Origin of the sequence: Pseudomonas sp. 13B_3.2_Bac1 (assembly GCF_025466205.1) — a bacterium.
Taxonomy (GTDB): Bacteria; Pseudomonadota; Gammaproteobacteria; order Pseudomonadales; family Pseudomonadaceae; genus Aquipseudomonas; species Aquipseudomonas fluorescens_H.
Genome location: NZ_JANLOG010000057.1, coordinates 1 through 21,242, shown reverse-complemented (window position 1 = coordinate 21,242; position 21,242 = coordinate 1). Strand labels below are relative to the sequence as shown.

15 protein-coding genes are annotated in these 21,242 nt (G+C 61.0%); 10 read left to right on the top strand and 5 right to left on the bottom strand.

Annotated features, from left to right (window positions below):
• Positions 1-85: 85 nt before the first annotated feature.
• The 4 genes from NTD85_RS09260 to NTD85_RS09245 form a co-directional block, all read right to left on the bottom strand.
• On the bottom strand, positions 86-2,932 hold the full coding sequence (locus NTD85_RS09260; RefSeq protein WP_262141996.1) for a valine--tRNA ligase: 2,847 nt from the start codon (positions 2,930-2,932) through the stop codon (positions 86-88).
• A gap of 267 nt (positions 2,933-3,199) precedes the next feature.
• Positions 3,200-3,595, bottom strand: coding sequence for a hypothetical protein (locus tag NTD85_RS09255; protein ID WP_003221916.1), 396 nt, complete (start codon positions 3,593-3,595; stop codon positions 3,200-3,202).
• An 8-nt stretch (positions 3,596-3,603) separates the two neighbouring features.
• The gene (locus NTD85_RS09250; RefSeq protein ID WP_262141995.1) at positions 3,604-4,032 is read right to left on the bottom strand and encodes a DNA polymerase III subunit chi; all 429 of its coding nucleotides are present in this window, start codon (positions 4,030-4,032) and stop codon (positions 3,604-3,606) included.
• Between the two features lie 60 nt (positions 4,033-4,092).
• Positions 4,093-5,583, bottom strand: coding sequence for a leucyl aminopeptidase (locus tag NTD85_RS09245; protein ID WP_103520578.1), 1,491 nt, complete (start codon positions 5,581-5,583; stop codon positions 4,093-4,095).
• 308 nt (positions 5,584-5,891) lie between these two features.
• Between NTD85_RS09245 and lptF the strand changes: the two genes are divergently transcribed.
• From lptF to pdxJ, 8 genes are all read left to right on the top strand, one after another.
• Positions 5,892-7,013, top strand: coding sequence for an LPS export ABC transporter permease LptF (lptF, locus tag NTD85_RS09240; RefSeq protein ID WP_003221922.1), 1,122 nt, complete (start codon positions 5,892-5,894; stop codon positions 7,011-7,013).
• Positions 7,006-8,067, top strand: a complete 1,062-nt coding sequence (lptG, locus tag NTD85_RS09235; RefSeq protein ID WP_003221924.1) for an LPS export ABC transporter permease LptG — start codon at positions 7,006-7,008, stop codon at positions 8,065-8,067. Before lptF ends, lptG begins: the two co-directional genes overlap by 8 nt.
• A 172-nt stretch (positions 8,068-8,239) precedes the next feature.
• Positions 8,240-10,036: a translation elongation factor 4 gene (gene lepA, locus NTD85_RS09230; RefSeq protein WP_003221926.1), complete on the top strand. Its 1,797-nt coding sequence runs from the start codon at positions 8,240-8,242 to the stop codon at positions 10,034-10,036.
• 9 nt (positions 10,037-10,045) lie between these two features.
• Entirely contained in the window at positions 10,046-10,900 is an 855-nt protein-coding gene (gene lepB / locus NTD85_RS09225; RefSeq protein ID WP_003221931.1) for a signal peptidase I, read from the top strand.
• Positions 10,901-11,083: 183 nt separating this feature from the next.
• Positions 11,084-11,773: a ribonuclease III gene (gene rnc, locus NTD85_RS09220; RefSeq protein ID WP_024011703.1), complete on the top strand. Its 690-nt coding sequence runs from the start codon at positions 11,084-11,086 to the stop codon at positions 11,771-11,773.
• Positions 11,766-12,668, top strand: coding sequence for a GTPase Era (gene era, locus NTD85_RS09215; protein ID WP_003221935.1), 903 nt, complete (start codon positions 11,766-11,768; stop codon positions 12,666-12,668). The genes rnc and era overlap by 8 nt, the downstream gene beginning before the upstream one ends.
• Before the next feature lie 168 nt (positions 12,669-12,836).
• Positions 12,837-13,526, top strand: coding sequence for a DNA repair protein RecO (gene recO / locus NTD85_RS09210; protein ID WP_103484915.1), 690 nt, complete (start codon positions 12,837-12,839; stop codon positions 13,524-13,526).
• 39 nt (positions 13,527-13,565) lie between these two features.
• Positions 13,566-14,309 carry a pyridoxine 5'-phosphate synthase gene (pdxJ, locus tag NTD85_RS09205; protein ID WP_007957371.1) on the top strand — a complete coding sequence of 248 codons (744 nt, stop codon included), beginning with the start codon at positions 13,566-13,568 and terminating at the stop codon, positions 14,307-14,309.
• Between the two features lie 125 nt (positions 14,310-14,434).
• Here the strand turns inward: pdxJ and mltF are convergent, their stop codons facing one another.
• A complete protein-coding gene (mltF, locus tag NTD85_RS09200) occupies positions 14,435-15,895 on the bottom strand; it encodes a membrane-bound lytic murein transglycosylase MltF (protein WP_080593223.1) in 1,461 nt (486 codons plus the stop codon).
• A 285-nt stretch (positions 15,896-16,180) separates the two neighbouring features.
• Here mltF and purL point away from each other — a divergent pair, with 285 nt between their 5' ends.
• Together purL and NTD85_RS09190 are read left to right on the top strand one after the other, a co-directional pair.
• Complete coding sequence (gene purL, locus NTD85_RS09195) at positions 16,181-20,077, top strand: phosphoribosylformylglycinamidine synthase (protein ID WP_262141994.1); 3,897 nt, start codon at positions 16,181-16,183, stop codon at positions 20,075-20,077.
• 5 nt (positions 20,078-20,082) lie between these two features.
• The gene (locus tag NTD85_RS09190) at positions 20,083-20,394 is read left to right on the top strand and encodes a YqfO family protein (protein WP_064586102.1); all 312 of its coding nucleotides are present in this window, start codon (positions 20,083-20,085) and stop codon (positions 20,392-20,394) included.
• Positions 20,395-21,242: the final 848 nt, after the last annotated feature.

The window sequence follows — 21,242 nt, the reverse complement described above, 5'->3', positions numbered from 1 at the left end:
GCTCGCTCCCACAGGGGATTTGTAGCGATTCTTGAATAAAAAAGGGAGGCCGTTGCGGGCCTCCCTCTCTCATTGCGGCTTGCCGTTACAGGCTGGAAATCCGCGCGTGCTGCTCGGCCAGTTTGCCCAGGGCTAGTTCAGCCTCGGCCAGCTTGGCGCGTTCCTTCTCGATGACTTCGGCCGGGGCCTTGTCAACGAAACCGGCGTTGGACAACTTGCCACCAACCCGCTGGACTTCGCCCTGCAGACGCAGGATTTCCTTGTCCAGACGTGCCAGTTCGGCGCCCTTGTCGATCAGGCCGGCCATCGGCACCAGCACTTCCATCTCGCCGACCAGCGCGGTGGCGGACAGTGGCGCTTCTTCGCCAGCGGCCAGAACGGTGATCGATTCCAGACGCGCCAGCTTCTTCAGCAGCGCTTCGTTCTCGGTCAGACGACGCTGGTCTTCAGCGCTGACGTTCTTCAGGTAGATCGGCAGCGGTTTGCCCGGGCCGATGTTCATCTCGCCACGGATGTTGCGTGTGCCGAGCATCAGACCCTTGAGCCATTCGATGTCGTCTTCGGCGGCCGGATCGATGCGTTCTTCGTTGGCCACCGGCCAAGGTTGCAGCATGATCGTCTTGCCCTGAATACCGGCCAGCGGCGCGATGCGCTGCCAGATTTCTTCAGTGATGAACGGCATGAACGGGTGCGCCAGACGCAGCGCCACTTCCAGGACGCGCACCAGCGTGCGACGGGTGCCGCGCTGACGCTCGACCGGGGCGTTCTCGTCCCACAGCACTGGCTTGGACAGTTCCAGGTACCAGTCGCAGTACTGGTTCCATATGAACTCGTACAGCGCTTGCGCGGCGAGGTCGAAACGGAATTGATCCAGTTGACGGGTCACTTCGGCTTCAGTGCGTTGCAGCTGCGAGATGATCCAGCGATCCGCCAGCGACAGCTCGTAGGCTTCGCCGTTCTGGCCGCAGTCTTCGCCCTTGTCCAGAACATAACGCGCGGCGTTCCAGATCTTGTTGCAGAAATTGCGATAGCCTTCGACGCGGCCCATGTCGAACTTGATGTCGCGACCGGTGGACGCCAGCGAGCAGAAGGTGAAGCGCAGGGCGTCGGTGCCGTAACTGGCGATGCCGTCGGCGAACTCGTCGCGGGTCTGTTTCTCGATCTTCTTCGCCAGTTTCGGCTGCATCATGCCGGAGGTGCGCTTCTGCACCAGTGCTTCCAGCTCGATACCGTCGATGATGTCCAGCGGGTCCAGGACGTTGCCCTTGGACTTGGACATCTTCTGGCCCTGGCCATCACGCACCAGGCCGTGCACGTAAACGGTCTTGAACGGCACCTGCGGGGTGCCGTCCTCGTTCTTGATCAGGTGCATCGTCAGCATGATCATCCGGGCAACCCAGAAGAAAATGATGTCGAAACCGGTGACCAGCACGTCGGTGGAGTGGAATTTCTTCAGGAATTCGGTTTTTTCCGGCCAGCCGAGGGTGGAGAAGGTCCACAGACCCGAGCTGAACCAGGTGTCGAGCACGTCGTTGTCCTGTTGCAGCGCAACGTCCGGGCCGAGGTTGTGCTTGGCACGCACTTCGGCTTCGTCGCGACCGACGTAGACCTTGCCCGACTCGTCGTACCAGGCCGGAATCCGGTGGCCCCACCATAGCTGACGGCTGATGCACCAGTCCTGGATGTCGCGCATCCACGAGAAGTACATGTTTTCGTACTGCTTCGGCACGAACTGGATACGGCCGTCTTCAACGGCAGCAATCGCCGGCTCAGCCAGCGGCTTGGTGGAAACGTACCACTGGTCGGTCAGCCACGGCTCGATGACAGTGCCGGAGCGGTCGCCTTTCGGCACTTTCAGGTTGTGATCGTCGACGCTCACCAGCAGGCCGGCGGCGTCGAACGCCGCGACGATCTGCTTGCGCGCTTCGAAACGCTCGAGACCGGCGTACTCGGCCGGGATCTTGCCGTCGATGCTGTCGTTCAGCGTGCCGTCGAGGTTGAACACCTGGGCGGCGGGCAGCACGTTGGCGTTCTTGTCGAAGATGTTCAGCAGCGGCAGGTTGTGGCGCTTGCCGACTTCGTAGTCGTTGAAATCGTGGGCCGGGGTGATTTTCACGCAGCCGGTGCCGAATTCTGGATCGCAGTAATCGTCGGCGATGATCGGGATGCGGCGGCCAACCAGTGGCAGCTCGACAAATTTGCCGATCAGGGCTTTGTAGCGTTCGTCGTTCGGGTTAACCGCGACGGCGGAGTCGCCGAGCATGGTTTCCGGACGGGTGGTCGCGACGATCAGGAAATCGTTGCCTTCAGCGGTTTTCGCGCCGTCGGCCAGTGGGTACTTGAGGTTCCACAGGAAACCTTTCTCGTCGTGGTTTTCCACTTCGAGGTCGGAAATCGCCGTGTGCAGCTTGGTGTCCCAGTTGACCAGACGCTTGCCGCGATAGATCAAACCGTCTTCGTGCAGGCGCACGAAGGCTTCTTTAACCGCTTCCGAGAGACCGTCGTCCATGGTGAAGCGCTCGCGGCTCCAGTCCACGGACGAGCCGAGGCGGCGGATCTGGCGGCTGATGTTGCCGCCGGACTGATCCTTCCACTCCCAGACTTTCTCGAGGAATTTCTCGCGGCCCAGGTCGTGACGATTCTGGCCGGTGGCTTCCAGTTGACGCTCGACCAGCATCTGCGTGGCGATACCGGCGTGGTCGGTGCCCGGCTGCCACAGGGTGTTGCGACCCTGCATGCGGCGGAAACGGATCAGGGCGTCCATGATCGCGTTGTTGAAACCGTGACCCATGTGCAGGCTGCCGGTGACGTTCGGCGGCGGGATCATGATGGTGTAGGAATCGCCCGCGCCTTGCGGTGCGAAATAGTTCTCGGACTCCCAGGTGTTGTACCAGGAAGTTTCAATGGCGTGCGGCTGGTAGGTCTTATCCATGCGCGGCGGGACCCTATTGGCATTTATTCAGGAAAAGCCGGGAAGTATAGCGGGGCATGGGGCCGAGGGCGAGCGGGGCGGGCCGGGTGGAGATCTAAATGTGATCGCGAACTCTGTGGCGAGGGAGCTTGCTCCCGCTCGGCTGCGCAGCAGTCGTAAAAACTGCCACGCAGGCTTCGCGGACAAAACACTGTTGAATGGTTTTGGGGGCGCTTCGCACCCCAGCGGGAGCAAGCTTCCTCGCCACAAAAAATACCGGAGGCCGGGTTATTCGTATTGGCTCAGCAACCGCTCCATCCGCGCCTCGAGGCGGCGTTTGATTTCGGTTTCGATGTGCGGCGCGAAGTCGTCGATCACGTCCTGCATGATCAATTGCGCGGCGGCGCGCAGTTCGCTGTCCAGGTGCAGCAGGGCGTCCGGGCCTTTATCCACAGGTGCTGCCGGTTTGGCAGCAGGCGCCGGGGCCGGAGCTTGGGGCGGTTCGATGGCGGGCGGCGCGGTGTCGACGGCCTCGAACAGCATCGGAATCTGTTCCTGTTCACCGTCATCGACCGTGTCGGTCAGCAGTGGCGGTTGCAGGTTGTCATCGCCGAGCAACTGGCGGATCGATTCGAGATCGTCCAGCAGGTGCGCAGGCTTTTGCAGCGGTTTTGGAGTGTCCATCGGCGTACTCAGAGTCGCTGTAAACGGTGATCTTGCAGAGGATAGCCCTGTTCGCGGTAGAAACGGAAACTCTCCCGTGCCGCCGCGCGAATCACCGGATCTTCCACCACCACTTCCGCCACGCGGGCGAATTGGCTGGCGAAGGCCGGGACTTTCAGGTCGAGGTTGACCAGCAGGTCCTGATGCGCGCCGCAGTCAGCGCCCACTCCCAGCACGATCAAACCGTCCGGTTCGCTCTCGGCAGGGCCGTGGGGCACGAACGTTTCGCCCTTGAACGCCCACAGGCGCGCATCGAGATCGTCACACTGGGCAGCATCGCTGCAATGCAGGTAGATGCGATGACCCATGCGCCAGGCTTTCTCGGTGAGCTTGCAGGCAAAATCCAGGCGAGCCGAAGGATCGGCGCTGGGCAGGATATAGAAGTCGACTTTGGTCATTGCGGTTCCTGAGCCTTGAGCGGCGTCACCGTAAAGTGACGCCGCCCAGGTTCATCGGTTTCAGGCTTTGGCGCGGTCCAGCAGGTATTGGGTCAGCAGCGGCACCGGACGACCGGTGGCGCCCTTGTCCTTGCCGCCGCTGGTCCATGCGGTGCCCGCGATGTCCAGGTGCGCCCAGTTGAGGTTCTTGGTGAAGCGCGACAGGAAGCACGCAGCGGTGATGGTGCCGGCCTTCGGCCCGCCAATGTTGGCGATGTCGGCGAACGGGCTGTCCAGTTGCTCCTGGTATTCGTCGAACAGCGGCAGTTGCCAGGCACGGTCGTCAGCGGCTTTACCGGCGCTGAGCAGTTGCCCGATCAGCTCGTCGTTGTTGCCCAGCAGGCCCGAAGTGTGGGCGCCCAGTGCAACCACGCAGGCACCGGTCAGGGTGGCGATGTCGATCACGGCTTGCGGCTTGAAGCGCTCGGAGTAGGTCAGCGCGTCGCACAGCACCAGACGGCCTTCGGCGTCGGTGTTGAGGATTTCCACGGTCTGGCCGCTCATGGTGGTGACGATGTCGCCCGGACGCGAAGCAGTGCCGCTCGGCATGTTTTCGGCGCAGGCGAGGATGCACACCAGGTTGATCGGCAGCTTCAGCTCGAGCACCGCACGCAGGGTGCCGAACACGCTGGCGGCGCCGCCCATGTCGTATTTCATCTCGTCCATGCCGGCGCCCGGCTTGAGGCTGATACCGCCGGTGTCGAAGGTGATGCCTTTACCGACCAGCGCGTAAGGCTTCTCGGACTTCTTGCCACCGTTGTATTGCATGACGATCAGGCGCGGCGGCTGGGCGCTGCCCTGGCCGACGGCGTAGAACGAACCCATGCCCAGCGCTTTGATCTTCTTCTCGTCGAGGACTTCGACTTTCAGATCCTTGAACTCTTTGCCGAGGTTCTTGGCTTGCTCGCCAAGGAACGTCGGGTGACAGATGTTCGGCGGCAGGTTGCCCAACGTGCGGGTGAAGGCCATGCCGTTGGCGATCGCGGTGGCGTGGGTCACGGCGCGCTGCACTTCAGCTTGGGCGGCCTTGATGGTCAGCAGGGTGATTTTCTTCAGGGCGCGCGGTTCGGCTTTCTGGCTCTTGAACTGGTCGAAAGTGTATTCGCCGTCCACCAGGGTTTCCGCCAGCAGACGGGTCTTGCCGTAGCTGTCGCGGTTTTTGACGATGATTTCATCCAGGGCCAGTACGGCGTCGCTGCCGCCCAGACCTTTCAGGGTATTGAGGATGCCGGCAACGATTTTGCGGAACGGACGGTCGCCCAGTTCTTCATCCTTGCCCACGCCGACCAGCAGCACGCGCTCGGCCTTGAGGTTCGGCAGGCTGTGCAGCAGCAGGCTTTGACCGACCTTGCCGGCCAGATCGCCACGCTTGAGTACGGCGCTGATCGCGCCGCCGCTCAGCTCGTCGACCTGTCTGGCGGCCACGCCGAGTTTGCGGCCTTCGCCGACGGCAACCACCAGGGTGGCGGTTTTCAACGTTTCTGGGCTAACGCTTTTTACAACCAGTTCCATGTCCGGATCCCTGAATGAATGGTCAACACACAGGCGTTCGACGGTGTCCGCAGTCGCCTGCTTATAGATAGAAGAGACGCAGGCCAGTGCCTGCGACAAAGGCGGCAGTTTGAACCTCGCTCCCTGCGCCTGACAACCCTCGGCGGCACGATCTTCAACCGATTACACGCTTGGGTGAGTGTGCGCAGTGACAGGCGCCCTCAATCACAGGATAATGCCGCATCTTTTTTCGACGGCTCTGCCTTGCGGGCCGCTTGAAACGTTTGCTTGTTTGGCCGCCTTAGCCTGACAACCCTGGAGTGTCTGGTTTGATCGTCTTCCGTTATCTGTCCCGTGAAGTGATGTTGACCCTGAGCGCCGTCAGCGCCGTGCTGCTGGTCATCATCATGAGCGGTCGCTTCATCAAATACCTTGCCCAGGCCGCTGCGGGCCAACTCGATCCGGGATCGCTGTTCCTGATCATGGGTTACCGTCTGCCGGGTTTCATGCAACTGATCCTGCCATTGGGGCTGTTTCTCGGGATCCTGCTGGCTTACGGCCGGTTGTACCTCGAAAGCGAAATGACCGTGCTCTCGGCCACCGGCATGAGTCAGCAGCGTCTGCTGCGCATGACCCTGTTCCCGGCAACGCTGGTGGCACTGGTGGTCGCGTGGCTGAGCCTGAGCCTGGCCCCGCAGGGCGCCACCCAGTTTCAGCTGTTGCTGAACAAGCAGGACGCCCTGACCGAGTTCGATACCCTAGAGCCTGGCCGTTTTCAGGAGTTGCGTGACGGCACCCGGGTGACCTACACCGAAACGCTGACTGATGATCGCGTCAACCTCAGCGGCGTGTTCATCTCGCAGAAGAACCTCGGTTCCGATCAGAAAGACCGAGGGATTTCCGTGCTGGTGGCCGAGAAGGGCCGTCAGGAAATCCGTCCGGACGGCAACCGCTACCTGATCCTGCACAATGGCTATCGCTATGACGGCAGTCCGGGCCAGGCCGATTATCGTGCGATCAAATACGACACCTACGGCGTATTGCTGCCCAAACCTGATGCCAGTGACGAAGTCACCGACCGTGATGCGATCCCCACTTCGACCCTGCTGAGCAATGACGACGTGCGCTCCAAGGCCGAACTGCAATGGCGCCTTTCGCTGCCGTTGCTGGTATTCATCGTGACTCTGATGGCGGTGCCGCTGTCGCGGGTCAATCCGCGTCAGGGCCGTTTCCTGAAGCTGCTGCCGGCGATTCTTCTTTATATGGCTTACCTGACCATCCTGATTGCCGCCCGCGGCGCCCTCGAAAAAGGCAAGATCCCGTCGGGCCTCGGCTTGTGGTGGGTGCACGGGATCTTCCTGGTCATCGGTCTCGGCCTGCTGTACTGGGAGCCCATGCGCCTGAAACTGGCCAGTCGTCGCAGCGCTGCGCTGGAGGTGGCCCGTGGTTAAACTCGACCGCTACATCGGCAGCAGTGTGTTCATGGCGATCATCGCCGTGCTGGCGATCATTCTGGGTCTGGCGACACTGTTCGCTTTCATCGACGAGATGGGCGACGTCAGCGATACCTATACGCTGACCGATGTGCTGAGCTTCGTCATCCTCACCGCGCCACGTCGCTTGTATGAAATGCTGCCGATGGCCGCGCTGATCGGCTGTCTGATCGGCCTCGGCAGTCTGGCCAGCAGCAGTGAGCTGACGGTCATGCGTGCGGCGGGTGTGTCCATCGGGCGCATCGTCTGGGCGGTCATGAAGCCAATGCTGGTGCTGATGCTGGCCGGCGTGCTGATTGGCGAGTACGTGGCCCCGGCCACCGAAAGCATGGCCCAGGCCAATCGCTCGCTGGCGCAAGGCAGCGGCGACGCGCAGAGCGCCAAGCACGGCATGTGGCACCGTCAGGGTGAGGAGTTCATCCATATCAACGCCGTGCAACCCAACGGCCTGTTGTATGGCGTGACCCGCTATCACTTCGACAAAGAACGCCACCTGCTGAGCTCCAGTTTCGCCAAACGTGCGGATTTCGACGGCAAGCGCTGGCTGCTCACCGACGTAGCTACCACGGTTTTCCACGAACGCAGTACCGAAGTGGTGAACGCGCCGAGCGAGGAGTGGGACGTGTCGCTGAGTCCGCAATTGCTCAACACGGTGGTGATGGCGCCTGAAGCACTGTCCATTTCCGGTCTGTGGGGCTATATCCACTATCTGGCGGATCAGGGCCTGAGCAACGGTCGTTACTGGCTGGCATTTTGGGTCAAGGTGTTGCAGCCGCTGGTCACCGCCGCACTGGTGCTGATGGCGATTTCCTTCATTTTCGGTCCGTTGCGCTCGGTCACCCTCGGTCAGCGGGTGTTCACCGGTGTGCTGGTGGGCTTCACCTTCCGCATCGTCCAGGATTTGCTCGGTCCATCAAGCCTGGTGTTCGGTTTCTCGCCGCTGTTCGCGGTGCTGGTGCCGGCCACGGTCTGTGCGCTGGCAGGCGTCTGGTTGTTGCGACGGGCCGGTTGATGGCCGCGTTGTTGCCAATGCTTTAATCGCGAAAACGCCTCGGTCGACAGATCGGGGCGTTTTCGTATGCAATCCGGGTGACAGGCGAACGTGACGCTTGCGCCGTGTATCAGGTACAATTCCCGGCTATTTTTCGGCGGGCCAAGCCTGCAGCCTTTTTGAGTGTTGATCCGTGAGTGATTTGAGTCATATCCGCAATTTCTCCATCATCGCCCACATTGACCATGGCAAGTCGACGCTGGCTGACCGTTTCATCCAGATGTGCGGTGGCCTGGCCGAGCGTGAAATGGAAGCCCAGGTACTGGATTCCATGGATCTGGAGCGCGAACGCGGGATCACCATCAAGGCCCACAGCGTTACTCTCTATTACAAAGCCAAAGATGGCGTCACCTACCAGCTGAACTTCATTGACACCCCGGGCCACGTCGACTTCACCTACGAAGTCAGCCGTTCCCTGGCGGCGTGTGAAGGTGCGTTGCTGGTGGTCGATGCCGGTCAGGGTGTTGAAGCCCAGTCCGTGGCCAACTGCTACACCGCGATCGAGCAGGGCCTCGAAGTCATGCCGGTGCTGAACAAGATCGACCTGCCACAGGCCGAGCCGGACCGCGTCAAGGACGAGATCGAGAAGATCATCGGCATCGACGCCACCGACGCCGTCACCTGCAGCGCCAAAACCGGCCTGGGTGTCGACGAAGTGCTCGAGCGTCTGGTCGCGACCATTCCTGCGCCGACCGGCAACATCGAAGATCCGCTGCAAGCGTTGATCATCGACTCCTGGTTCGACAACTACCTGGGCGTTGTCTCCCTGGTGCGCGTGCGTCATGGCCGCGTGAAGAAGGGCGACAAGATTCTGGTGAAATCCACCGGCAAGATCCACCTGGTCGACAGCGTCGGTGTGTTCAACCCGAAACACACCGCCACCGCTGACCTCAAGGCCGGTGAAGTGGGCTTCATCATTGCCAGCATCAAGGACATTCACGGTGCGCCGGTCGGTGACACCCTGACCCTGAGCTCGACTCCGGATGTCCCGGTGCTGCCCGGCTTCAAACGCATTCAGCCACAGGTTTACGCCGGTCTGTTCCCGGTCAGCTCCGACGACTTCGAGGACTTCCGCGAAGCGCTGCAGAAACTGACCCTGAACGACTCGTCGCTGCAGTACACCCCGGAAAGTTCCGATGCACTGGGCTTCGGCTTCCGTTGCGGCTTCCTCGGCATGCTGCACATGGAGATCATCCAGGAGCGCCTGGAGCGCGAATACGACCTGGACCTGATCACCACCGCGCCAACGGTAATTTTCGAGCTGGTGCTGAAAACCGGTGAAACGATTTACGTCGACAACCCATCCAAGCTTCCGGATGTGTCGGCGATCGAAGACATGCGCGAGCCAATCGTGCGTGCCAACATCCTGGTTCCGCAGGAGCACCTGGGTAACGTCATCACCCTGTGCATCGAGAAACGCGGCGTACAGGTCGACATGCTGTTCCTCGGCAATCAGGTGCAGGTCACTTATGACTTGCCGATGAACGAAGTGGTCCTGGACTTCTTCGACCGCCTCAAATCCACCAGTCGCGGCTATGCTTCGCTGGATTACCATTTCGATCGTTACCAATCGGCTAATCTGGTGAAACTGGACGTGCTGATCAACGGTGACAAGGTCGACGCCCTGGCGTTGATCGTGCACCGTGACAATTCGCACTTCAAAGGTCGCCAGTTGACCGAGAAGATGAAAGAACTGATTCCTCGTCAGATGTTCGACGTGGCCATCCAGGCTGCCATTGGCGGTCAGATCGTCGCCCGGACCACCGTCAAGGCACTCAGAAAGAACGTATTGGCCAAATGCTACGGCGGTGACGTAAGCCGTAAGAAAAAGCTGCTTGAAAAGCAAAAGGCCGGTAAGAAACGCATGAAGCAGGTCGGCAACGTGGAAATTCCACAAGAAGCCTTCCTTGCCGTGCTCAGGTTGGAATAGTCAGGTCCTATGTCACTAAATTTCCCGCTGTTGCTGGTCATCGCCGTGTTCGTCTGCGGCCTGTTGGCGTTGCTCGATCTGCTGTTCCTGGCGCCGCGTCGGCGTGCTGCCATTGCCTCTTATCAAGGCAGTGTCAGCCAGCCCGAGCCCGTGGTGGTCGAGAAGCTGAACAAAGAGCCGTTGCTGGTTGAATACGGCAAGTCGTTCTTTCCGGTGCTGTTCATCGTGCTGGTGCTGCGTTCGTTCCTGGTGGAACCGTTCCAGATCCCGTCCGGCTCGATGAAACCGACCCTGGACGTCGGCGACTTCATTCTGGTGAACAAGTTTTCTTACGGGATCCGCCTGCCGGTGATCGACAAGAAAGTCATCGAAGTCGGTGATCCACAGCGTGGCGATGTGATGGTGTTCCGCTACCCGAGCGACCCGAACGTCAACTACATCAAGCGTGTAGTCGGCCTGCCGGGCGATACGGTGCGTTACACCGCTGACAAGCGTCTGTTCGTCAATGGCGAGTCGATTGCCGAGCAACTGGTCGGCTCCGAGCCGGGCACGCTGGGCAGCGCGGAACTCTACAAGGAAAAACTCGGCGCCGCCGAGCACCTGATCCGCAAGGAAATGAGCCGCTACCGCGCTACGCCGGACCATACCTGGACCGTGCCGGCCGGGCACTACTTCATGATGGGCGACAACCGCGACAACTCTAACGACAGTCGCTACTGGGATGACCCGAACATTCCCAAGGATCTGCTGGGCATGGTTCCCGACCAGAATATCGTCGGCAAAGCCTTCGCTGTCTGGATGAGCTGGCCGGAACCGAAACTCAGCCACCTGCCGAATTTCTCGCGGGTTGGCCTGATCAAGTAATCAAACACGGCGCTGTTGACCACAGCGCCGAATGCATTTCTGGAGTCGACACAAATCGGCTCCGGGGCATGAAGCCACGATATTCAGGATGTAATTTTTGAACACAGCGTTAATTGTCCCAGGCCTGCGCCGTACCCCGGCGATGGCGGTGGAATCCAGCCACGAACTCAGCGTGGGTAAACCGTGAGCGTTTCTCTAAGCCGTCTCGAGCGCCAGCTCGGTTATACCTTCAAGGATCAGGAGCTGATGCTGCTGGCCCTCACGCACCGCAGCTTTGCCGGGCGTAACAACGAACGCCTGGAATTCCTCGGCGATGCCATCCTCAATTTCGTCGCCGGCGAGGCGTTGTTCGATCGCTTCCCGCTGGCCCGCGAAGGCCAGTTGTCGCGTTTGCGCGCACGCCTGGTGAAGGGTGAGACACTGGCCGTGCTGGCCCGTGGTTTCGACTTGGGCGATTACCTGCGTCTGGGTTCGGGCGAACTGAAAAGCGGTGGCTTCCGTCGCGAATCGATTCTGGCCGATGCCCTCGAAGCGCTGATCGGTGCGATCTACCTCGATGCCGGCATGGATGTCGCCCGCGAGCGCGTACTGGCCTGGCTGGCCGGCGAGTTCGAAGGTCTGACGCTGGTCGACACCAACAAGGATCCCAAGACCCGTCTGCAGGAACACCTGCAATCGCGCGGTTGCGAACTGCCACGCTACGAAGTGGTGGACATCCAGGGTGAGCCGCACTGCCGTACCTTCTTCGTCGAGTGCGAAGTTGTCTTATTGAATGAAAAAAGCCGGGGTCAGGGTGTGAGCCGTCGTATTGCCGAACAGGTAGCGGCCGCCGCAGCACTGATTGCCCTGGGCGTGGAGAATGGCAATGACTGATACAAACGCAACTCGCTGTGGCTACGTTGCCATCGTCGGCCGTCCCAACGTCGGTAAGTCGACGCTGCTGAACCACATCCTCGGCCAGAAGCTCGCGATCACCTCGCGCAAGCCGCAGACCACTCGCCACAACATGCTCGGGATCAAGACCGAGGGTGACGTGCAGGCGATCTATGTCGACACCCCCGGCATGCACAAGGGTGGCGAAAAGGCGCTGAACCGCTACATGAACAAGACCGCTTCGGCGGCGTTGAAAGACGTCGACGTGGTGATCTTCGTGGTCGACCGCACCAAGTGGACCGAAGAAGACCAGATGGTCCTGGAGCGCGTGCAGTACGTGACCGGCCCGCTGATCGTCGCGCTGAACAAGACCGACCGCATCGAAGACAAGGCCGAGCTGATGCCGCATCTGTCGTGGTTGCAGGAACAGCTGCCGAACGCGCAGATCATCCCGATTTCCGCGCAGCACGGGCACAACCTCGACGCGCTGGAAAAGGTCATCGCCGATCATCTGCCGGAGAACGATCACTTCTTCCCGGAAGACCAGATCACCGACCGCAGCAGCCGTTTCCTCGCCGCCGAACTGGTGCGCGAGAAAATCATGCGCCAGATGGGTGCCGAGCTGCCGTACCAGATCACCGTCGAGATCGAAGAGTTCAAGCAGCAGGGCAAGACCCTGCACATCCATGCGCTGATCCTCGTCGAACGTGACGGCCAGAAGAAGATCATCATTGGCGACAAGGGCGAGCGCATCAAACGCATCGGCACCGAAGCGCGCAAGGACATGGAGCTGCTGTTCGACTCCAAGATCATGCTCAACCTGTGGGTCAAGGTGAAGGGCGGCTGGTCCGACGACGAGCGTGCACTGCGTTCGCTGGGTTACGGCGACCTGTAATAGCGGTTTTCTGATCCTTCAGAGACCCCCCTGTGGGAGCGGGCTTGCTCGCGAATGCGCAGTGTCAGTCGACATATACTTTGACTGATTCACCGCATTCGCGAGCAAGCCCGCTCCCACAGTAGTTTTGGGTTGTGTGCAAAACCGCGTTTCTTCATCGAGAACTTCATGTCGCAAACCCCGCCTCCCGCCCAACTCGCCTACGTCCTGCATTCGCGCGCCTACCGCGAAACCAGCGCGCTGGTCGACTTCCTCACGCCGCAAGGTCGGCTGCGGGCGGTGTTGCGCAGTGCGCGGGGCAAGGCCGGGACACTGGCGCGACCGTTCGTGCCGCTGGAAGTCGAGTTTCGTGGCAAGGGTGAGCTGAAGAATGTCGGGCGCATGGAAAGTGCCGGTAATGCGACCTGGATGGTCGGCGAGGCGCTGTTCAGCGGCCTCTATCTCAATGAACTGCTGATCCGCCTGCTGCCCGCCGAAGACCCGCACCCGGCGGTGTTCGATCACTATGCTGCCACGCTGTTGGCGCTGGCCGAAGGTCGCCCGCTGGAGCCGTTGTTGCGCTCCTTTGAATGGCGCCTGCTGGACGATCTCGGTTACGGCTTCTCCCTGAACACCGATATCCACAGCGAACCGGTCGCGCCGGACGGTCTCTATCGCCTGCAAGTGGATGCCGGGCTTGAGCGGGTCTACCTGCTGCAACCGGGCTTGTTCAACGGCGTTGAATTACTGGCCATGGCTGAAGCCGATTGGTCCGCCCCCGGCGCACTGTCGGCGGCCAAGCGTCTGATGCGTCAGGCACTGGCCGTTCATCTGGGCGGTCGCCCCCTAGTCAGCCGCGAGCTCTTTCGCAAGCCCTGATATGCTGTGCGCCGAATCTTTCCCTTCAGGAGCGCATCCGTGACCACCAGCAATCGCATTCTTCTTGGCGTGAACATCGACCACGTCGCCACCCTGCGTCAGGCCCGTGGCACGCGCTACCCGGATCCGGTCAAGGCTGCGCTGGACGCGGAAGAGGCGGGCGCCGACGGCATCACCGTGCACCTGCGCGAAGACCGCCGGCACATTCAGGAGCGCGACGTGTTGCTGCTCAAGGATGTGCTGCAGACTCGCATGAACTTTGAAATGGGCGTCACCGAAGAAATGATGGCGTTCGCCGAGCGCATCCGTCCGGCGCACATCTGTCTGGTGCCGGAAACCCGTCAGGAACTGACCACTGAAGGCGGCCTGGACGTAGCGGGGCAGGAGGAACGCATCAGGGCAGCGGTCGAGCGCCTGTCGAAGATCGGTAGCGAAGTGTCGCTGTTCATCGATGCCGACGAACGCCAGATCGCTGCGTCGAAGCGCGTCGGTGCGCCGGCCATCGAGCTGCACACCGGGCGCTACGCCGACGCCGAGACCCCGACCGAAGTCGCTGAAGAGTTGAAACGCGTGGCGGACGGCGTGGCGTTTGGTCTGGCGCAAGGCCTGATCGTCAATGCCGGGCATGGCCTGCATTATCACAACGTCGAAGCCGTGGCGGCGATCAAGGGCATCAACGAACTGAACATCGGCCATGCGCTGGTGGCGCATGCGTTGTTCGTCGGGTTCAAGTCGGCAGTGTCCGAGATGAAGGCGCTGATTCTGGCGGCTGCCAAGGCTTAACAATCAACACAAAACCCCTGTAGGAGTGAGCCTGCTCGCGATAGCAGTGTGTCAGACACCATCACCTTGGCTGACACATCGCTATCGCGAGCAGGCTCACTCCTACAATTGATTTGGGGTGCTGATTAGAGCGGCGCAGGCTCCTGCGCCGGCTTGGTCTTGTCGATACCGGGCACATGCAGATTGCCCTCGGCCACCTGATCGCCTTCAAGCTGCGGCTGGGTCACCCAGGTCAGGATGTCGTAGTAGCGACGGATGTTCGCTACGAAATGCACCGGTTCGCCGCCCCGGGCGTAGCCGTAGCGGGTCTTGCTGTACCACTGCTTCTGCGACAGGCGCGGCAGCATCTTCTTCACGTCCAGCCACTTGTCCGGGTTCAGGCCCTCGCGGGACGCCAGTTTGCGTGCGTCATCGAGGTGACCGCTGCCGACGTTGTACGCCGCCAGCGCGAACCAGGTGCGGTCCGGCTCCTGAATCGACTCGTCGAGCTGATCCTTCATGTAGGCCAGGTACTTGGCGCCGCCCATGATGCTCTGCTTGGGATCGAGACGGTTCGATACGCCCATGGCCTGAGCGGTGTTCTGGGTCAGCATCATCAGGCCGCGCACGCCGGTTTTCGACGTGACCGCCGGTTGCCACAGCGATTCCTGATAACCGATAGCCGCCAGCAGGCGCCAGTCGACTTTCTCTTTCTTGGCGTAGGTCTTGAAGTGCTGTTCGTATTTGGGCAGACGCTGCTGCAAGTGCTGGGCGAAGGTAGTGGCGCCCATGTAGCCGAGGACATCGACGTGGCCGTAATAGCGGTCTTTCAGGCGCTGCAGGGTGCCGTTCTTTTGCACCTTGTCGAGGTAGGCATTGATCTCGTTGAGCAGGCTGTTGTCTTCGCCGGCGGCCACTGCCCAGCTCTGGCTGCGCGCATCGCCGAGGTCGAAGGCCACGCGGATGTTGGTGAAGTACACCTGGTTCATCGCCACTTCGTTGGAGTCGACGAGCGTCAGGTCGATCTGGCCTTCATCGACCATGCGCAACAGGTCGACCACTTCAACGGCGTCGGACTCTTCGTATTCGATGCCGGGAAATTTCTTTTTCAGCTCCGCCAGCTGTTCGGCGTGGGTGCTGCCCTTGAGCACCATGATCTTCTTGCCGACCAGATCGGCCGGGTCGGTCGGTCGCGACTGGCCGTTGCGATAGATGATCTGTGGGGTGACTTCGAGGTAGGAGTGGGAGAAGCGCACCTGTTTCTTGCGCTCCTCGCTGCTGACCAGGCCGGCCGCGGCCAGCACCGGGCCGTTCGGCTTGCCGATCTGGTTGAACAGGTCATCGAGGTTGTCGGCGGTCTCGATCTTCAGCTCGACCCCCAAATCGTCGGCGAAGCGCTTCACCAGCTCGTATTCGAAGCCGGTTTCACCGCTGCGATCCTGGAAGTAGGTGGCGGGGCTGTTACGGGTAATCACCCGCAGCACACCATCCTCCTTTACGCGCTCGAGTGTGTTGGGTTTATCAACACAACCACCGAGCATCAGGAAGAGTCCGGTTGCGATCAGCCATTTGGCGTACCGCGGACGCAAAGCCGTTGGGAAAAACATCTGCGCAGTATACGCAAACGGCTGCGGGCGCCATATCTCGACAGTGAAGGGCTTGTCTGCTAGAGATCACAAAACCGCACGAAACCCCGCAGGAATGGGGCTGAACGGCATTTTGTGACAGAAAAAATAAGCGCTGCTCGCACACCCTCGAAATTTGACTTCAAAGGCAGAAACACAGATTGATATCCGAGTGCAACCGTGCGTAGCGTTTCGGGTGATGTTGAGGGCGGTTTAGGCTAGAATGCACGGCCTCAAAGCACACCCCTTCCCGAGGCTGTCCCGAAGATGTTGATCCTGCGCGGCGCTCCTGCCCTTTCTGCCTTTCGCCACAGCAAACTCCTTGAGCAACTGAGCCAGAAGGTTCCAGCTGTCAGTGGCCTGTATGCTGAATTCGCTCACTTCGCCGAAGTCACCGGCGTCCTGACCGGCGACGAACAGCAGGTGCTTGCGCGCCTTCTGAAGTACGGCCCAAGCGTTCCGGTACAAGAGCCGACCGGTCGTCTGTTTCTGGTGTTGCCGCGTTTCGGCACCATCTCGCCTTGGTCGAGCAAGGCCAGCGACATCGCCCGCAACTGCGGCCTGAGCAAGATCCAGCGCCTGGAGCGCGGCATCGCGTTCTACGTGGCCGGCCAGTTCAGCGACACCGAAGCCCAGCAAATCGCCGACGTGCTGCATGACCGCATGACCCAGATCGTTCTGGGCAACCTGGAACAGGCCGCCGGTCTGTTCAGCCACGCCGAGCCGAAGCCGCTGACCGCGATCGACATCCTTGGCGGTGGTCGCGCCGCGCTGGAAAAAGCCAACACCGAACTCGGTCTGGCCCTGGCCGAAGACGAGATCGACTATCTGGTCAACGCTTTCAACGGTCTCAAGCGCAACCCGCACGACATCGAACTGATGATGTTCGCCCAGGCCAACTCCGAGCACTGCCGCCACAAGATCTTCAACGCCAGTTGGGATATTGACGGCGAGAGCCAGGAAAAAAGCCTGTTCGGCATGATCAAGAACACCTATCAGATGCACAGCGAAGGCGTGCTGTCCGCTTACAAGGACAACGCCTCGGTGATCGTCGGCAACGTCGCCGGCCGCTTCTTCCCGGATCCGGAAACCCGCCAGTACGGCGCGGTGCAGGAGCCGGTGCACATTCTGATGAAGGTCGAAACCCACAACCACCCGACCGCGATTGCCCCGTTCCCGGGCGCGTCCACCGGTTCCGGTGGCGAGATCCGCGACGAAGGTGCAACCGGTCGTGGCGCCAAACCGAAGGCTGGTCTGACCGGTTTCACCGTATCCAACCTGCAGATCCCGGGCTTCGAACAGCCGTGGGAAGTGCCGTATGGCAAGCCTGAGCGCATCGTTACCGCGCTGGACATCATGATCGAAGGCCCGCTGGGCGGCGCCGCGTTCAACAACGAATTCGGGCGTCCGGCCCTGACTGGCTACTTCCGTACCTTCGAACAGTCGATCACCACCCCGCACGGTGACGAAGTTCGTGGCTACCACAAGCCGATCATGCTCGCCGGCGGCATGGGCAACATCCGTGAAGAACACGTCAAGAAAGGCGAGATTCTGGTCGGCTCCAAGCTGATCGTGCTCGGCGGCCCGGCCATGCTCATCGGTCTGGGCGGCGGTGCTGCGTCCTCGATGGCCACCGGCACCAGTTCGGCGGATCTCGACTTCGCTTCCGTACAGCGTGAAAACCCTGAGATGGAACGTCGCTGCCAGGAAGTCATCGACCGTTGCTGGCAACTGGGCGACAAGAACCCGATCAGCTTCATCCACGACGTGGGCGCGGGCGGTCTGTCCAACGCCTTCCCGGAACTGGTCAACGACGGCGACCGCGGTGGCCGTTTCGAACTGCGCAACATTCCCAACGACGAGCCGGGCATGGCCCCGCACGAAATCTGGTCCAACGAATCGCAGGAACGTTACGTTCTGGCGGTCGGTCCGGCCGACTTCGAGCGCTTCAAGGCGATCTGCGAACGCGAGCGTTGCCCGTTCGCCGTGGTCGGCGAAGCCACTGCCGAGCCACAACTGACCGTGACCGACAGCCACTTCGGCAACAACCCGGTGGACATGCCACTGGAAGTGTTGCTGGGCAAGGCCCCGCGCATGCACCGTTCGGTGGTTCGCGAAGCCGAGCTGGGCGATGATTTCGATCCGTCGAACCTCGACGTCAGCGAGTCCATCGAGCGCGTCCTGCATCACCCGGCCGTGGCGAGCAAAAGCTTCCTGATCACCATCGGCGACCGCACCATCACTGGCCTCGTGGCCCGTGACCAGATGGTTGGCCCATGGCAGGTTCCGGTGGCCGACGTCGCAGTTACCGCCACCAGTTTCGACGTCTACACCGGTGAAGCGATGGCGATGGGCGAGCGGACTCCGCTGGCGTTGCTGGACGCTCCGGCGTCGGGCCGCATGGCCATCGGCGAAACCCTGACCAACATTGCCGCCTCGCGCATCAACAAGATCTCCGACATCAAACTGTCGGCGAACTGGATGTCCGCCGCCGGCCATCCGGGCGAAGACGCGCGTCTGTACGACACCGTGAAAGCGGTCGGCATGGAACTGTGCCCTGAGCTGGGCATCACCATTCCGGTCGGCAAGGACTCGATGTCCATGGCCACCCGCTGGAACGACAACGGTGAAGAAAAAACCGTGACCTCGCCGATGTCGCTGATCGTGACCGGTTTCGCGCCAGTGGCTGACATCCGTCAGACCCTGACCCCGGAACTGCGCATGGACAAGGGCACCACCGACCTGATCCTGATCGACCTCGGTCGTGGTCAGAACCGTATGGGTGCTTCGATCCTTGCTCAGGTTCACGGCAAGCTCGGCAAGCAGGCTCCGGACGTCGATGACGCCGAAGACCTGAAAGCCTTCTTCGCGGTGATCCAGGGCCTCAACGCCGACGGTCACCTGCTGGCTTACCACGACCGTTCCGACGGTGGTCTGCTGACCTCCGTGGTGGAAATGGCGTTCGCCGGCCACTGCGGTCTGAGCCTGAACCTGGACAGCGTTGCCGAAAACTCGGCCGAAATCGCCGCGATCCTGTTCAACGAAGAACTGGGTGCAGTGATCCAGGTTCGTCAGGACGCCACCCCGGACATCCTCGCGCAGTTCAGCGCGGCCGGTCTGGGTGACTGCGTGTCGGTGATCGGTCAGCCGATGAACAATGGCCAGATCAACATCACCTTCAACGGTGACACCGTGTTCGAAGGCCAGCGTCGTCTGCTGCAACGTCAGTGGGCCGAGACCAGCTACCAGATCCAGCGTCTGCGCGACAACGCCGACTGCGCCGAGCAAGAGTTCGACGCGCTGCTGGAAGAAGACAATCCAGGCCTGAGCGTCAAGCTGAGCTACGACGTCAACCAGGACATCGCCGCGCCTTACATCAAGAAAGGCATCCGCCCACAGGTTGCCGTGCTGCGTGAGCAGGGCGTCAACGGTCAGGTGGAAATGGCGGCAGCATTCGACCGCGCCGGTTTCAACGCGATCGACGTGCACATGAGCGACATTCTCGCCGGCCGTGTCGACCTGAACGAGTTCAAAGGTCTGGTGGCCTGCGGTGGTTTCTCCTACGGCGACGTCCTCGGCGCCGGTGAAGGCTGGGCCAAGTCGGCCCTGTTCAACAGCCGTGCCCGCGATGCGTTCCAGGGGTTCTTCGAGCGTAACGACAGCTTCACCCTCGGCGTGTGCAACGGTTGCCAGATGATGTCCAACCTGCACGAGCTGATCCCGGGCAGCGAGTTCTGGCCGCACTTCGTGCGCAACCGCTCCGAGCAGTTCGAAGCGCGCGTGGCGATGGTGCAGATCCAGGAGTCGAACTCGATCTTCCTGCAGGGCATGGCCGGTTCGCGCATGCCGATTGCCATCGCTCACGGTGAAGGCCATGCCGAATTCGAAAGCGAAGAGGCGTTGCTGGAGGCCGATCTGTCCGGTTGCGTGGCGATGCGTTTCGTCGACAACCACGGCAAGGTCACCGAAGCCTACCCGGCCAACCCGAACGGTTCGCCGCGCGGGATCACCGGTCTCACCAGCCGCGACGGTCGTGTGACGATCATGATGCCGCACCCGGAGCGTGTGTTCCGTGCGGTGCAGAACTCGTGGCGTTCGGAAGACTGGACCGAGGATGCTCCTTGGATGCGCATGTTCCGTAACGCGCGCGTCTGGGTGAACTAAGGCCTGTGTACAAGCTGGCGTTTTTTGTTCCTGACAGTCATGTCGAGGTGGTCAAGGGGGCTGTGTTCGCTGCCGGTGGTGGGCGGATCGGTGACTATGACCACTGTGCGTGGCAGGTGCTCGGTCTGGGCCAGTTTCGTCCGTTGGATGGCAGTCAGCCGTTTATTGGGCAAGCGGGGCAGGTTGAGCAAGTTGAGGAATGGAAGGTTGAGCTTGTCGTTTGTGACGAGTTGATTCGTGATGTGGTGGCGGCTTTGAAGTTGAGCCACCCTTACGAGACGCCGGCTTATGAGGTGTGGCGGTTGGAGGATTTCTGATCTTTTTGCCGCTGGAACGGGAAACCCGCAGATGAGTGATCGTCTGCGGGTTTTTTGTTGGCTGCGATTTGCTTTTCTGTAGGAGTGAGCCTGCTCGCGATGGCGCCCTGACAGGCGACCATGCTCTGTCTGATTGAGTGAATATCCGTTTCTGCGGGTGCTGCGGCTGGCGGTTTCGCTCTTACAGCGAGTCACTTTTGACAAACGCCTCAAAAGTAACCAAAAAGTCTTGCTCCTGCGTTCGGTCCGCTCGCTGAGGCTCGGGGTCCCTTCGCTCCGGGATCGATCCGGGCGCAGCGCCTCCGGTTTGCTTCGCTGCACCTCCTCTCGCTGTGTTTGGCTGCGCCAAACGGTCGCTGCGCTCCCACCCCCGGATCAATCCCTCCACTCAGCCTTCCGACGTCGCCCGTGGATCAAGATCAAGAGCGACAGCCGAGCTTGCGCTCATCCTGGAGTGGGGTGGCTTCGCCGCATGGTGTGTGCGCTTGCTAAATTGTAGGAGCCAGCCTGCTGGCGATGGTGGCCTGACAGCCGACCAATCTCTACCTGAATACACCGGGTTCAAACTGTGGGAGCGGGCTTGCTCGCGAAGGCGTCCTGCCAGCTCACGGATCCATCGCAGATGTACTCAACCTCTGTGGGAGCCTGGCTTGCCAGCGATGGCGGCCTGACAGCCGACCAATCTCTACCTGAATACACCGGGTTGAAATTGTGGGAGAGGGCTTGCTCGCGAAGGCGTCCTGATAGCTCACTGATCCATTGCAGATGTACTCAACCCCTGTGGGAGCCTGGCTTGCCAGCGATGGCGGCCTGACAGCCGACCAATCTCTACCTGAATACACCGGGTA

Excerpts from the sequence above, each read along its gene's own strand:
- NTD85_RS09260 (WP_262141996.1), bottom strand. The coding sequence starts at position 2,932 with ATGGATAAGACCTACCAGCCGCACGCCATTGAAACTTCCTGGTACAAC.
- NTD85_RS09255 (WP_003221916.1), bottom strand. The coding sequence starts at position 3,595 with ATGGACACTCCAAAACCGCTGCAAAAGCCTGCGCACCTGCTGGACGAT.
- NTD85_RS09250 (WP_262141995.1), bottom strand. The coding sequence starts at position 4,032 with ATGACCAAAGTCGACTTCTATATCCTGCCCAGCGCCGATCCTTCGGCT.
- NTD85_RS09245 (WP_103520578.1), bottom strand. The coding sequence starts at position 5,583 with ATGGAACTGGTTGTAAAAAGCGTTAGCCCAGAAACGTTGAAAACCGCC.
- lepB (WP_003221931.1), top strand. The coding sequence starts at position 10,046 with ATGTCACTAAATTTCCCGCTGTTGCTGGTCATCGCCGTGTTCGTCTGC.
- era (WP_003221935.1), top strand. The coding sequence starts at position 11,766 with ATGACTGATACAAACGCAACTCGCTGTGGCTACGTTGCCATCGTCGGC.
- recO (WP_103484915.1), top strand. The coding sequence starts at position 12,837 with ATGTCGCAAACCCCGCCTCCCGCCCAACTCGCCTACGTCCTGCATTCG.
- mltF (WP_080593223.1), bottom strand. The coding sequence starts at position 15,895 with ATGTTTTTCCCAACGGCTTTGCGTCCGCGGTACGCCAAATGGCTGATC.
- purL (WP_262141994.1), top strand. The coding sequence starts at position 16,181 with ATGTTGATCCTGCGCGGCGCTCCTGCCCTTTCTGCCTTTCGCCACAGC.